12 protein-coding genes are annotated in these 13,392 nt (G+C 62.1%); 8 read left to right on the top strand and 4 right to left on the bottom strand.

The features are described from left to right. The first annotated feature begins 267 nt into the window (after positions 1–267). The gene (locus R3F50_21835) at positions 268–1,896 is read left to right on the top strand and encodes a hypothetical protein (GenBank protein ID MEZ5492927.1); all 1,629 of its coding nucleotides are present in this window, start codon (positions 268–270) and stop codon (positions 1,894–1,896) included. Then, positions 1,893–2,669: an FkbM family methyltransferase gene (locus R3F50_21830; GenBank protein ID MEZ5492926.1), complete on the top strand. Its 777-nt coding sequence runs from the start codon at positions 1,893–1,895 to the stop codon at positions 2,667–2,669. The genes R3F50_21835 and R3F50_21830 overlap by 4 nt, the downstream gene beginning before the upstream one ends. Positions 2,670–2,673: 4 nt before the next feature. Here R3F50_21830 and R3F50_21825 read toward each other — a convergent pair whose 3' ends face one another. Both R3F50_21825 and R3F50_21820 read right to left on the bottom strand, forming a co-directional pair. Further along, positions 2,674–3,510: a class I SAM-dependent methyltransferase gene (locus R3F50_21825; protein ID MEZ5492925.1), complete on the bottom strand. Its 837-nt coding sequence runs from the start codon at positions 3,508–3,510 to the stop codon at positions 2,674–2,676. Beyond that, positions 3,507–4,559, bottom strand: a complete 1,053-nt coding sequence (locus R3F50_21820) for a glycosyltransferase family 4 protein (protein MEZ5492924.1) — start codon at positions 4,557–4,559, stop codon at positions 3,507–3,509. Before R3F50_21820 ends, R3F50_21825 begins: the two co-directional genes overlap by 4 nt. A gap of 146 nt (positions 4,560–4,705) precedes the next feature. Here R3F50_21820 and ribA point away from each other — a divergent pair, with 146 nt between their 5' ends. Genes ribA through R3F50_21800 form a run of 4 tightly spaced genes read left to right on the top strand, consistent with a single transcriptional unit; the run spans position 4,706 to position 7,516 of the window. Further along, entirely contained in the window at positions 4,706–5,323 is a 618-nt protein-coding gene (ribA, locus tag R3F50_21815; protein ID MEZ5492923.1) for a GTP cyclohydrolase II, read from the top strand. A gap of 4 nt (positions 5,324–5,327) precedes the next feature. Then, positions 5,328–6,071 (top strand): RibD family protein, encoded by a 744-nt coding sequence (locus R3F50_21810; GenBank protein ID MEZ5492922.1) that lies wholly within the window; start codon positions 5,328–5,330, stop codon positions 6,069–6,071. Next, the gene (locus R3F50_21805; GenBank protein MEZ5492921.1) at positions 6,068–7,126 is read left to right on the top strand and encodes a zinc-binding alcohol dehydrogenase; all 1,059 of its coding nucleotides are present in this window, start codon (positions 6,068–6,070) and stop codon (positions 7,124–7,126) included. Before R3F50_21810 ends, R3F50_21805 begins: the two co-directional genes overlap by 4 nt. A gap of 9 nt (positions 7,127–7,135) precedes the next feature. Continuing rightward, positions 7,136–7,516, top strand: a complete 381-nt coding sequence (locus R3F50_21800; protein MEZ5492920.1) for a 6-carboxytetrahydropterin synthase — start codon at positions 7,136–7,138, stop codon at positions 7,514–7,516. A gap of 108 nt (positions 7,517–7,624) precedes the next feature. Here the strand turns inward: R3F50_21800 and R3F50_21795 are convergent, their stop codons facing one another. Continuing rightward, positions 7,625–8,608, bottom strand: a complete 984-nt coding sequence (locus R3F50_21795; protein MEZ5492919.1) for a lysylphosphatidylglycerol synthase transmembrane domain-containing protein — start codon at positions 8,606–8,608, stop codon at positions 7,625–7,627. Further along, complete coding sequence (locus R3F50_21790) at positions 8,605–9,387, bottom strand: CDP-alcohol phosphatidyltransferase family protein (protein MEZ5492918.1); 783 nt, start codon at positions 9,385–9,387, stop codon at positions 8,605–8,607. The genes R3F50_21795 and R3F50_21790 overlap by 4 nt, the downstream gene beginning before the upstream one ends. A gap of 425 nt (positions 9,388–9,812) precedes the next feature. Here R3F50_21790 and R3F50_21785 point away from each other — a divergent pair, with 425 nt between their 5' ends. Together R3F50_21785 and mdoH are read left to right on the top strand one after the other, a co-directional pair. Beyond that, on the top strand, positions 9,813–11,369 hold the full coding sequence (locus R3F50_21785; GenBank protein ID MEZ5492917.1) for a glucan biosynthesis protein: 1,557 nt from the start codon (positions 9,813–9,815) through the stop codon (positions 11,367–11,369). Further along, positions 11,366–13,297 carry a glucans biosynthesis glucosyltransferase MdoH gene (mdoH, locus tag R3F50_21780; protein ID MEZ5492916.1) on the top strand — a complete coding sequence of 644 codons (1,932 nt, stop codon included), beginning with the start codon at positions 11,366–11,368 and terminating at the stop codon, positions 13,295–13,297. Before R3F50_21785 ends, mdoH begins: the two co-directional genes overlap by 4 nt. The last annotated feature ends 95 nt before the right edge of the window (positions 13,298–13,392 follow it).

Here is a 13,392-nt window from a genome sequence, read left to right as displayed (position 1 = left end):
TGTCATGCCGCCGCTCAGCGCACCGCAGAATCCGCAAACGCCTGTCCGAGGCTGTTGGCTGGCCGGGGGATTGGCGCGCTGTTGCCCGGGGTGAGGCGGGGAGTTCAGATGCCCGGCCGGCCTGTGCTCTGTGCAGTACGTTGACGGAAGCAATCCCGGGTTACCTGGTATTGCTATTTTCGTCTTTGGTTGCGGCGTACTGGTCCAACCTGCGCTACACTTCGTATCTGATCTACATCGCTACACCACTGAAATCAGGACCTGCTCTTGCGCTCCCTGCACCGCCCGCAATTCCGTTTCCATCCCCGACAGCTGCTCACCGTGCTGGCGTTCCTCGGCTTGTTTATCGCACTGACGCTGCCGAACCGGGTGATCTGGATGACCCCTTCGATTTTTATTTTTTTCCCGCTGGAGTTAGTGGTCATCGGCCTGTTGCTGCTGGTACCCGGGCGGGTCGGCAGCGGCCTCCGAGTTCTGCTGGCCATCCTGCTGGGTCTCGGCCTGGTGCTGCGAGGCGCCGACCTGGCAGCCTACGAAATCTTCGCCCGGCCCTTCAACCTGATTTTTGACAGCCATCTGCTGGCAGACGGCAGCCGCCTGCTGACCGGCGTGCTGGGTGACTGGGCTGCCTTTGGCGCTGGCCTGCTGCTGCTGGCGGTCGGCGCAATACTGTGCTGGCTGGCGTTTGCCATGTTGGGACGAGTCCAGCGTGTCCTGCGCGCTACGCCGCGGGAATCCAGCCTGGCCCTTGCGGTGCTGTTGCTGGTTTGGGGGCTGCTGCATGAGACCGGCGTGCCACGGGTCGGCACTTATGCCTGGGATCAACTGGTTTCCCACGGGCGGGACACCGTCGAAAGTGTCCAGGACATTCGGCGCTTCGCGGCAACGGTCAACGACGATTCTCTGGCAGTCCGTTCCGACGGGCCGCTATTCGATAGGCTGCGGGGCAAGGATGTCTTTGTGGTGTTTGCGGAGTCCTACGGGCGGGTAGTGTTGGAACGTGAACCCTTCATCGATTCGGTAACCGCCACGCTTACCCAGGCCCAGTCGGAACTGGAAGCCGGGGGAGTGCATATGCGCAGTGCATTTCTGACCTCACCCACGGTCGGCGGGCTGAGCTGGCTGGCCCATGCGTCGGTGCTTGCCGGTGCCTGGATCGACAGTGAAACCCGCTACGAGAGCCTGATGATCAGTGAACGGGTCACCTTGAATCAGCTGTTCCGGGACGCCGGCTGGCGCACCGTGGCCGCAATGCCTGCTATCAGCATGGCCTGGCCGGAGGGCCAGTTCTACGGCTACGATCAGATTTATAATGCCCACAACTTCGGCTACCAGGGTCTGCCTTTCAACTGGGTCACCATGCCTGATCAGTACGTGTTGTCCGCACTCGAGAAGCGCGAGCGAAACGGCAGCCGCCGTGCTCCGATCATGGCGGAAGTGGCGCTGATCTCGTCCCACGCACCCTGGACGCCGATTGCTGAGCTGGTGCCCTGGGGGCAGGTTGGCGACGGGCAGATCTTTAACGCCCAGGCCCGGAGTGGGCTGGCACCGGAAGTCGTGTGGCGGGAAGTTGATTCGATCCGTTACCACTACCGGGAGTCCATCGAATACATGCTCCAGACCCTGACGTCCTATGTGCTGGAATATGGCGACGAGGACCTGGTCATCCTGCTGCTGGGAGATCACCCTCCGGCGCCAATGGTTTCCGGTGACCCCGACGGTTACCAGGTGCCGGTCCATCTCCTCGCGCACGATCCCGCCGTCATTGAGGCGATTGCAGACTGGCAGTGGCAGCCGGGCCTGCTGCCTGATGCTGAAGCGCCGGTGTGGCGCATGGATCTGTTGCGCAATCGATTTGTGGAAGCGTTTTCCAGGCCCGTGGGAGCCGCGGAGTGACAATATCGACGACCTGGCGGGAGCGCTGGGGATTGTGGCGGTCACTGCTGATTTACTACGGTATTCCCGGCCGGCAGTCGCGCATGCGCCGCTGCTACGGGCAGTTTATGCGCCCTGGAGACCTGTGTTTCGACATTGGCGCGCACGTGGGCAATCGCCTGCCAGCCTGGCGGGCGCTGGGTGCCCGCACGGTGGCCGTTGAACCGCAACCGTTATTCATGCGATCACTGCGAAAGCGCTACGGGCAGGATTCCAGCGTGACGCTGGTGGAAGAGGCCGTCGGTGCCGAGACCGGCGAGGCGACCCTGTATGTCAGTACACGTACGCCGACGCTTACGACCCTGTCGACAGCCTGGTTGTCCCGTGTTCAGCAGGACCCTGGGTTCCGGGGGGTGGAATGGGACCGGCAGGTGACCGTTCCGGTAACCACCCTCGATGCCTTGATCGCCAGCTGGGGAGAGCCGCGGTTCTGCAAAATCGACGTGGAGGGCTTTGAGCTGGAGGTTTTGCAGGGGCTGTCCCGCCCCCTGGCGGCACTGTCTTTTGAATATATCCCCGCCGCTATCGATATGGCACTGGCCTGTATCAGGCGCCTGGAACAGTTGGGTAGTTACGAATACAACCTGGCAGAGGGCGAAACCCATCGCCTGGTGTCAGCGAGCTGGCGGAGCCCGGTTGCCATGGCCGAGGTGTTGCAGGGAATAACCCGGGGCAGTGGTGATGTATACGCCAGGTTGATTGACGGGGATGCCGCTCGGGCGGTCGATTCCTGAGCGACTAATCGGCCCCGGCGGCGTCGGCCAAAGCCAGCACGTCGGTATGGCCCACTGTGCAGGTGCCTTGTGGCACATTTTCCAGCCGAAAGCGGCGCCAATCCTCCAGTGCAGTCTTGTTCAGCTGCGGGTCCGATGCTACAGCGCTGGCTATTCCCTCGATCAGGGCGCTCGTCAGGCTGGCGTCCTCTGCATCCAGCACCCAGGGGCTGCTGGCAGTGCTGACCTGAAATCCCGCATTCTTTAATGAAAATTCCAGGTAGGAAGAAGCGTTCGGGCCCAGTGCCGGTCCGAAGCCCTTGTCACGTTGCTGGTCCTGGTTGAAGGCCGTCAGCACAGCGTCATCCAGGGGGTGGGGCGGGGTCCAGGCGGTCGAGCCATCGTAGTTCAGTGCCGCATACACGCCCAGGCGTTGTTCCTGGTTCTGGGATTGCAATGCGACGATCAGCTTGTCGATGAAAGCGGCCGAGACCAGATCGAACAGTGCCGAGGCGGTAACCAGGCGGGCGTCTTCCAGCGGCAGGCTGCCTGGCTGCGCAAGATCCCCGGGGCAGATCTCCACCCGGTGCGTGTCGCCGTGGCGGCGTTGGGCTTCCGCCAGCAGTGCCGGGTCGTGGTCGACCAGGCGCCATTTAAGCGCTGCTGGAACAGGACCCGCTTTACTGCACAGGGCGCGCAATGTGGAACCGGTACCGGCACCCAGGTCGACTACAACGGATTCCGCCTGGCCTGCTGGTGGGGGTGTCAGCCAGCGGCTAGCCTGCTGCAGCAGGCCCGGGTCGCGGGCGCGGCGATCCGCTTCCTCCCTGAGATTGAGCCAGTCGATGCTGAAGCCGGTCATGAAAGTTCTACCTCTTTGATGAGTGCAGCCACGTGTCGGGCGCTGTCTGCCCAGGTGGGCAGGGCGGCGGCCGCTTCCCGGGCGCCCAGTTGAAATTCCTGGCGCTGCCGGTGATCGGTCAGCAGCCGGTGCAGCGCTGTGGTGAGCGCCTCCCGATCGTCCGGCGCTACCAGGATGCCAGCCGTCGGGGGAACGACGTCCGGCACCGCGCCGGCCTGGGCCGCGATAATGGGTAAACCGGCCGCCAGTGCTTCGGCGAACACCATGCCATAGCCCTCAAAACGGGAGGGCAGCACAAACAGGTCGGCTGACTGGTATTCCTGTTCCAGGTTCTGCAGTGCACCCGGGAAGCCGATACGCCCGGCCAGCTGCTGACGGTTCATCTGCTGTTTCAGGCCGGCAGCCCAATGCGGGTCGAATGCATCCGAGCCAATGAAGCGCGCCTCCCAGCGCAGGTTGCTCAACGTGGCCAGGGCATCGATCAGCACATCGTGCCCCTTGCGCGGAATCAGCGAGGCGACAGTCAGCAGGCGCAGCGGGTCGCCATCGCAAGGGGCGAAAGCAACCCGCTCCGTGCCAGGCTGTGCCACGACAACCTGCCCGGCGGCGACGGCGAACTGGCTGACCAGCAGCTGGCGGGTATACGCGCTGGTGACCAACACAGCCCTGGCGCACTGCAAGGCGCGTTGCTCTGAAAGCCTCAAAGTGTGCTGTTGCACAGCGTCGAGTCCCGATTCCAGGGCCAGGGGATGGTGGCACAGGGCGATGAACCGCAGTCGCCGTGCCTCGGCCTCCGCCTCGGCGGCCAGCGCGCCGAAGGCCAGGCCGTCGACGATAACCACCGCCTGGTCCGGCAGCGTCGCCAGGACCTGACGGGTCAGGCTTCTGGCCGCCTGGTCCGGGAAAGGGAAACCGGCAGGCAGGGGGACGGCTTCCACTGCCAGTCCCGCGGCCCGCAGTTCACCGATCAGGCGTCGGTCGTAGTGATAGCCGCCGCTCGGCGTATCGAGATTACCGGGAAAGACGAAATACACCGGAGAAGAATTCACAGGCTATCTGATCCGCTCTGAACAGGCTGTCGTATCAAGTGGGGCTGGGAAAACAATGCTTACCAGCGACCAGAAAAAGCACCGGGCTTGCTTCGCTGCCATGCCCGGCATACTATAATTCGCCATATCAACATGTTGAGAGCACGATGTCCAAACTTTCCGTGACCCGCAAGGCCAGTGCCCGCATTCCCACCGCTTACGGTGATTTTCATCTGTGTTACTACACCAACACCCTGGACAGCAAAGAACATCTGGCGCTGTACATGGGCGATCCGGCCAGCGTTGATGCCGCCCTGGTGCGGGTTCACTCGGAGTGTTTCACTGGGGATGTGCTCGGTTCGCGACGCTGTGATTGCGGTGAGCAACTGGACCGCTCGATGGAAATGGTGGCCAAAGCAGGGGTCGGCGTGGTGCTTTACCTGCGCCAGGAAGGCCGCGGTATAGGTCTGCTGGAGAAACTGCGCGCTTATAACCTGCAGGATGATGGCTTCGACACCGTGGATGCCAACCTGATGCTGGGGCATGAGGCAGACGCGCGGGAATATTCCCTGGCGGCCCTGATGTTGCAGGATCTGGGGGTGCGTTCGGCGCGTCTCATTACCAATAATCCAGCCAAGATCAGCGCCCTGAAGGCGGCCGGTATCGATGTGAAGGAGCGCGTGTCACTGGAAGTGGCGGCCAATGCCGACAATGCCGGCTATCTGTTGACCAAGGCCCAGCGCATGAATCACATCCTGCAAATCAAATCCGCCAGCAGTCCGTGAGCCTATGGATCTCAATCAACGCATTGAGCAATGGCTTGACAAGGCACAGCAGGAATTCCACGGCGCCGTTTCTGACCCGCACAGCAGACGACCTTACGTAACCCTCAGCTACGCCCAGAGCTGGGACGGCAGCATCACCACCAGTCCCGGCGAGACTCTCGAACTCAGCAGTGCCGCCGCCATGCGTGTCACCCATCAGCTGCGCAGTCTGCACGATGGCATCCTGGTGGGTATCGGTACGGTCCTCGCCGACGACCCGCGACTCACGGTGCGCCAGTGGTCAGGCAGCGACCCGCAACCGATTGTGCTGGACAGCCAGCTGCGTCTGCCTCCATCGAGCCGGCTGTGTCAGAGTGACAGCCAGCGTTGCTGGGTCCTGACGACCTGCACAGGCGCCGAAGCGCGCAGTAATTGCGACCTGATTGAGGTGCCCGGCGATGACGCCGGGCAGGTCGACCTGCAGGCTGCGCTTGCGGCACTCTATGATAGAGGTATTCGCAGCCTGATGGTGGAAGGCGGTGCCTCCATCATCAGTGCCTTTCTGCGTGCCCGACTGGCCGATGTCATCGTGCTGACAGTGGCGCCGCTGCTGGTCGGGGGTTATAACGCCATCGGGCGCCTGTGCGATGCCGGCAGTGGCTCGTTTCCACGTATCTCGCCACTGTTCAGTCAGCAACTGGACGATGAGCTGATCGTCTGGGGCCGGCTGCGGTACGGGAATGACGGGCGGGGAGCAGGACACCCATGACAGTCGGTTCCAATCCCAGACCCAGCCCCATTAAAGCTTTGCAGCTGTGGTTCACGGCACCGTGCCAGGTCGAGGTTCGCGAAGCACTGCTGCCGGCACCGGGGCCCGATCAGGTGCTGGTCAAAACCTGCTATTCGGCGGTCAGTGCGGGTACCGAATTGCTTCTGTATCGGGGCCAGATGCCCCGGACGATGGCGCTGGACAGCAACCTGCAGTCTCTGCAGCAGTCCACCGGCTACCCGCTGCAATACGGCTACGCCTGCGTTGGTGAAGTGCAACAGATCGGCGCCGCGGTCGATCCTGCCTGGCAAGGGCGCCAGGTGTTCTCCTTTCAGCCCCATGTCAGTCATTTTCTGGCCCGCCTCGAAGAGCTCAAGGTGATACCGGCCGATCTGACTGCCCGCGATGCGGTGTTTCTGCCCAATATGGAAACCGCGGTCAATCTGGTTCAGGATGGTCAGCCCCTGCTTGGCGAACGGGTGGTGGTGCTGGGGCAGGGCATCGTCGGTCTGCTGTTGTCGGCGTTGCTGGCGGAACACCCACTGGCCTCGCTGGCTGCCGTGGACGCCCAGCCGTTCCGACAGGAGTTGGCCCGGCGCCTGGGTGTGCAAACAGTTTGCAGCCCGGAGCAAGCGGGTCAGGCGCCACAGTCCCCGGATAGCACGCATGCTGCGCTGGCCGACGCCGACCTTGTCTATGAAGTCAGTGGCAATCCGGAAGCACTGAACCTGGCTATCAGTCTGAGTGGCTTTGCCAGCCGCATTGTGATCGGCAGCTGGTACGGCAATAAAGTGGCACCGGTTGATCTGGGCGGGAAAGCGCACCGCAATCGGCTGCAACTGATTACCAGCCAGGTCAGCACCCTGGCACCTGCTCTGAGCGGCCGCTGGGATAAGGAACGCCGGTTTGCTCTCGCCTGGGAAATGATTCGCCGGGTCCGACCGCAGCAGCTGATCACTCATACGCTGCCTCTTGAAGAGGCAGGCTCCCTATACCGTCGATTGCATGAAGAAGAGTCCGGGTTCATGCAGTCCGTGTTCCACTATCCGGAATAAAAGGTTCTTATGTATACCGTCGCCGTTACCAAGGATTTTATTGCCAACCACTACCTGATCGGAGGCGATTGGGGAGACGAGAACAGCCCGCACGCCCACCACTATGTGCTGGAGGTGCGCATCGAGAGCGAGACTCTCGACCGGCACGGTTACCTGGTGGACATTGTCGAGATCGAGGCGGCGCTGAAAGACGCCGTGGATTACTTTCGTGACAGCATGCTGAACGACAAGCCGGAGTTCGCCGGGCTGAATCCAAGCCTGGAACATTTCAGTCGTATTCTGAGCGAGAAACTGCTGGCCGGTATCGAACCGCCTGGCAGCGGCGCGCTGACCGTCAAGTTGTGGGAAAACGAAAGCTGCTGGGCCGCCTATCGCACCCAATTCAGCTGAATTTTCTTAGTCGGACCGGGTGTGAATTCCGTCGCCGGCCACTGGCGATCCGGGCGCAGCCGGTTCCGCGGGCAGGGTTTCGGACCCACCCCTGGCGGCTGCATCCGCCTAGGCGGGGCGCTGGAAACTGGCCAGGCAGCCCAGCCCGATCAACAGCACCACCGCATCCCGCAGGCGGTTCATGGCGATCAGGCCGGCAGCAGCCGTCATGGGCAAGCCCAGAAAGCTGAACGACCAGAGCAGTGAGGCCTCGATGGTGCCGATTCCTCCCGGCGCCGGCAGCAGCATTGCCAGCCGCATGCCCACCATGATCAGTACCACATCGGAAAGTGTCGGTGACAAGCCCAGAAAGCGCAGTAACACCAGCAGTTCCAGTAACAGCCCCGCCCAGCCCGCCAGTGCCAGCAGCAGGGCCAGCCAGAGCCGCGGGTGGCGCCAGGACAGGTTGTTCTGCAGCAGATTGACCAGGGCCGACCAGCCTCCCTCTCTGCCGCTTGATTCCGCTTCGGTCCGCCCTGGTACCAGGCGGCGGATCCGCTTTGCCAGCCAGGTCGGGTGCCTGAAAAGCAGCCCGGTTCCGACCAGCATCAGGCTCAGCAGGCCGGCCAGGATCGCAGAGATCTGCAGCCATTCAGCGGCTGGCATGATGGCCGTGCCAAGCAGCATCAGCACGCCAGCCAACAGCACGGCAAGATTGGTGGCGGTCTCCAGCAGGCGGTCCAGGCCCAGCATGGCGGCGGCCCGGTGCAGGCGCAGGTGGAAGTGGCTGTGTAACCAGTAAAGTTGCAGCGGTTCGCCACCGAAATGCGGCCCCGGTGTCAGGAAGCTCACCGTGCTGCCGGCCTGACGCAGGCGGAATAATCGGGGTAGAGAGAGACGGCAGTCCAGCGACATGGCCAGCAGCTGCCACCTTTTGACCGATAAATACAGAATCAACAGGTTGATTGCTGTCCACAACAGCCAGTTGCCGACTGACAGGCCTCCAAGTTGCGCCAGCATCTCGTCGAACGGCAGTTGTCGCAGCGTCCAGACCACCAGGATCAGTGCCAGCAGCCACAGTGCCAGGTTGATGGTTTTCCAGTGTTTCTTCACAGCGGTGGTTCCTGGTTGTTGCCCAGCCGGCCGCTGACGTACAGCCAGTCACGCACGAAGCCGATCAGCAGCGGCAGCATGAACAGCAGGCCGGCCGGACGTGTCAACTCGGCAGGCAGGGGCGGCCATAGCGCCGCCGCCACCAGGCCCATCTGAAAGCCGGCCAACTGGCGCCGCAGGCGGCTGGGTGGCAGGGCATAGACCGGTCTGTTGTGACGCTGCCGCCAGTGAATGCCTCCCTTGAACAGGTAATAGGCGAAGCTTACCAGCAGGTAACTGAAGTGAAGCTTTCCGGTCAGAATCGCAAGCAGCGGGGCCACCAGCAGGCCCAGTGCGTCCAGGGCCGTGTCGAGTTCTCTGCCCAGCAGCGTAGTCTGGCCCTGGCGACGGGCCAGGTAACCGTCCAGAGCGTCACCCAGGGCGGCTGCCGTATACAGCGCGGCGGGGACGAACAGCAGCAGGGAGTGGGTCGTGATTCCGGCCGTAGCAAGAAAGCCGGCGGTGGCGGCGATCAGCAGACCCCGCAGCAGCGTGATGCGGTTGCCCAGCCCCAGCTGGGAATAGGCGGTGCCGTCCTCAGTGCTGTAATTTTTATGGAGGCGGCTTCGACATTGCCACACCACCAGTCCCCAGGTGGCTGTCCCGGGCAGCAGCCAGCGCAGGGCATAGCTGGCTTCTGCCAGGGCCGACAGAGAGAAAGCCATGGCCAGCAGCAGGCCGCCGCCCAGCGCCGCTGTTCGTCGCAGTTCACGCAGTAATTCCGGTGCAGAGGCTGGCAATTTGGGACCGGGCAGTGAGAAGATAGGGGCACTCCAGGGGCAGTTTAAGTTCGGTTTGCTGTTCCCGCAGTATACGTTCTGCTTACCCATCGGGACCAGTCAAAGCCCCTGGCGCTGATCCATGGCAGTTGCGAGGACGTAATGGCTCTGGTTGAAGCGGGACTGCCGGTTACCCGGCTAGACGCCCTACCCGTTAATTGCGCAAAAGTTAAAGGGTTAAGCGGTCAGGCATTGACTGCAAATAAGCAAAGTTAAAAGCAGAAAGCAAAAAGCAAAAAGTTAAAAGGTAGAAGTTCAAAGTTAAAAGTAAAAAGTTAACTGAACAAAAATTCACAAAGTCACCGAACAGGTAAAGCGGGTAACCACCACCGGGGTTCTTGACCCTGGTCAGAATTCAGCCGCCAGCGGCGGAAAGGAAGTAACACATGTTTCACCGACACGGGTTCGCTGTCTGTCTGACGACAGGGATGATGGCGATCTGCCTGGTTGCCGCCCAGCAACTCCAGGCGCAGTCGGTCGATAGTCTGAATCCGGATCGAACCAGTGCCCAGCCGTTCAGCCAGCAGTGGCTGCAGGACCGGGCCCGTCAGCTGGCGGCGCAGCCATTCCAGCCCCAGAGGCTGGCGGCGGACAATCCACTCCTGGCGCTGGATTACGATACCTACCGGCGCATCGTGTTCAATCCTGAAGCCGCTGTCTGGCGCGATGCACAGGGGCCGTTTCAGCTGCAACTGTTCCATCCCGGTTTTCTGCACGCCATCCCGGTGGGGCTGCATACTGTCAACGAAGGGCAGTCACAGCGGCTGCCGTTCTCCCCGGCCGTGTTCGATTACCCGCACAGTCTGGCTGGCGTCAATCCGGCAGACGCCGGCGGTTATGCTGGATTTCGCATCCATTACCCGATCAATTCGTCCGCGCGCCACGAAGAATTCCTGGTGTTTCTTGGTTCCAGTTACTTCCGGGCCGTCGGCAAAGACCAGTTCTACGGGTTGTCAGCGCGCGGCCTCGCGGTCAATACAGTGGGGCCCGGCGGGGAGGAATTCCCCCATTTTGCCGATTTCTGGATCGAGCGACCGGCGAACGAAGCACAACAGATTGTACTTCACGCCTTGCTGGACAGCCCTTCGGTGACCGGTGCTTTTCATTTCTCAGTCAAGCCCGGCGCGGGCACCCGCATGGAAGTGGATGCAACCCTGTACCCGCGTCGTGACCTGCCGCGGGTCGGCATTGCGCCGTTGACTTCCATGTTCCTGTTCGACACCACCAACCGCGATCGTTTTGACGACTTCCGCAACGCCGTGCACGACTCGGACGGGTTACAGATTCTGCAGACCAATGGCGAGACTGTCTGGCGACCGCTGAGCAATCCGTCGCAAGTGCAGGTTTCCGCCTTCGGTGCCGCGATGCCGGCAGGCTTCGGGCTCCTGCAACGGCATCAGGACTTCGCTGAATTCAATGACGCAGAGGCCCGCTATGACAAGCGCACCTCGTTGTGGATCGAACCGTTGGATGACTGGGGTGCCGGACATGTGGAGCTGGTGGAAATTCCCAGCGTCGAAGAGATCAACGACAACATTGTCGCCTACTGGCAACCGGCCGCCGGTCTGCAGGCCGGTAGTGAGTACCGCTTCCGGTACCGCATGCTGTGGGGTAAGGGATCACCTGCCGGGCCGGCCCAGGGGCGAATCGTCGATACCGCCGCCGGTGCCGTCGCAGGCAGCGGGGAGCGGGTCTTCGTCATTGATTACAGCGACGGCAGTCAGTTACCGGTTGCAGAAAAAGACGGCGCCGTCCGGATCATTGCGACCAGCAGTGCCGGCACGATCACTAACGTAAGCGGGACGCTGGTCGATGCGACCGATCGCTACCGGGCCTATATAAAACTGGACCCGGCCGGGGCCGAACTGGCCGAGCTGCGCGTCACCCTGGAAGTTGGCGGTCGCCAGTGGGGTGAAACCTGGTTATACCGGTGGACCCGATGACGCAGGTATCACTTTTAACGCCACCGACAGCCCCGCTGTCCATGCCGACCCAGGTGCTGTCGAGGCACCCGGATACGGTTATCGCCAGTCACGATGCCTCTCCCTGGCTGGCCAGACTGCTCACCTTCGGCGGCAGCCTGGCACTGACTGCCGCTGCCAGCTACCAGCTGTATCTCATCCTGCCTTTGAATGGGGCTGGTGCGCCGGTCTGGACTGCGCTGTTACTCTGGTTACTGCTGTGCCTGTTCACCGTTACGTTCGGGTGGGTCGCGCTGACAGCGATGGCAGCACTGTCCGGCGTGTTTTATGGTCATGACGGCTGGCACGCCGCCAGCGATGCACCACTGCGCGGCAGGACCGTGCTGCTGATGCCCGTCTACAACGAGGATTCGGTCAGCGCCTGTGCGGCGCTGGCAGCGATGGCCGAAGAACTGACGCAGCTGGACTTGCAGCAGCATTTCGAAATATTTGTTCTGTCCGACTCCAGCGAACCGGAAATCTGGTCGTCGGAAGTGGCGGCCGTGCAATGCCTGCGCGAGCGGCTGGCGGGCAACATACCGGTCTGGTACCGACGGCGTGATCGCAATACTGCTCGCAAGGCCGGCAACATTCGTGACTTTATCAATCACTGGGGCAGTCGGTATGACTATATGGTGGTGCTGGATGCCGACAGTCTGATCGCCGGGGAAACCCTGGCCAGGCTGGTCCGGGAGATGGATGCCGAACCTTCAACCGGGATTCTGCAGACCCTGCCGAACCTGTACGGTGGCGAGACGTTGTACGCCCGGCTTCAGCAGTTTGCCGGTGTGGTTTATGGCCCGGTCTTTGCCCGTGGCCTGAATGCCTGGCAGGGCCACGACGGGAACTACTGGGGTCACAACGCCATTCTGCGGGTTCGTGCGTTTGCGGAATCTGCCGGTCTGCCCTGTATACCAGGGCCGCGTCCATTCGGTGGTGAAATTCGCTCGCACGATTTTGTCGAGGCGGCCCTGATTCGACGGGCGGGCTGGAAAGTGCGCATGCTGCCGGGGCTGAAAGGCTCCTGGGAGGAATGTCCTCCTACGTTGCTGGATGCGGCGGTGCGGGACCGACGCTGGGCCCAGGGCAATGTGCAGCACCTGGCGGTGGTTTCCGCCCGCGGCCTGCGCTGGCCGAACCGCGCCCATATGCTGATGGGCGTTATGAACTACGCAACATCACCCTTGTGGCTGGCGATGGTGGCGGTGGGGTTGCTGCTGAGTACCCGGTTGAGTCAGGAGCCGTTAGTCGCATCAGCCGATGGGGGCTGGCTGCTGCTCGGAGGGCTGGTTTTCGATGCCGAGCGCATGATTCGTCTGTTTATTCTTACCATGACCCTGCTGCTGCTGCCAAAGCTGTTGGGGTTCTGTGCCGGCATCTGCCGCCGGGAGGTTCACGGCGGCCAGGGACGGGTCCGGCTTGTCCTGAGTGCAGTAATGGAACTTCTGTTCTCGATATTGCATGCGCCCATTGTTATGCTGCTGCACAGCAGACACCTTTGGGAAATTGTGCGGGGGCAGGATTCCGGCTGGTCAGCCCAGCAGCGCCGCGGCAGACGGGTATCCTGGAAAGAGCTTTTGTACAGGCATGGCTGGCACACCGCCGTGGGTCTGCTGGTCACCACGCAGCTCCTGTGGCTGTCTTCACCACTGCTGTACTGGATGCTGCCCATGGTTGTCGGCTTGATGCTGGCTATTCCCCTCTCTGCCCTAAGCGGCAGCCGCCGGTTCGCCTCGCTGCTGGCCCGCGCAGGGTTGTTGCATACGCCGGAAGAATGTAAACCACCGGCCATCATGAGACGCCGCGATGTATTCCAGGATTATTTTGTGGATGCAGTAAGCGCGGCCGGGCGAGTACTTCAGCCGGTAGCAGCCGTGCTGCCTGCTGCGGACAGATCGACAGATACCTGAGAATACCACCCCAATAATCCGCTTCCTGCCGCTGTGACATTTCCGTCAGCGCGGCCGGTCGGGATGTGCTGGTAAAAAAAGTGGTCTCTTTCGCT

Source organism: Gammaproteobacteria bacterium (assembly GCA_041395725.1).
Lineage (GTDB): Bacteria > Pseudomonadota > Gammaproteobacteria > Pseudomonadales > Pseudohongiellaceae > NORP240.
Note: the sequence above shows the minus strand (reverse complement) of the source record. Positions and strands in the feature narration are given on the sequence as shown.

Excerpts from the sequence above, each read along its gene's own strand:
- R3F50_21825 (MEZ5492925.1), bottom strand. The coding sequence starts at position 3,510 with ATGACCGGCTTCAGCATCGACTGGCTCAATCTCAGGGAGGAAGCGGAT.
- ribA (MEZ5492923.1), top strand. The coding sequence starts at position 4,706 with ATGTCCAAACTTTCCGTGACCCGCAAGGCCAGTGCCCGCATTCCCACC.
- R3F50_21810 (MEZ5492922.1), top strand. The coding sequence starts at position 5,328 with ATGGATCTCAATCAACGCATTGAGCAATGGCTTGACAAGGCACAGCAG.
- R3F50_21805 (MEZ5492921.1), top strand. The coding sequence starts at position 6,068 with ATGACAGTCGGTTCCAATCCCAGACCCAGCCCCATTAAAGCTTTGCAG.
- R3F50_21800 (MEZ5492920.1), top strand. The coding sequence starts at position 7,136 with ATGTATACCGTCGCCGTTACCAAGGATTTTATTGCCAACCACTACCTG.
- R3F50_21785 (MEZ5492917.1), top strand. The coding sequence starts at position 9,813 with ATGTTTCACCGACACGGGTTCGCTGTCTGTCTGACGACAGGGATGATG.
- mdoH (MEZ5492916.1), top strand. The coding sequence starts at position 11,366 with ATGACGCAGGTATCACTTTTAACGCCACCGACAGCCCCGCTGTCCATG.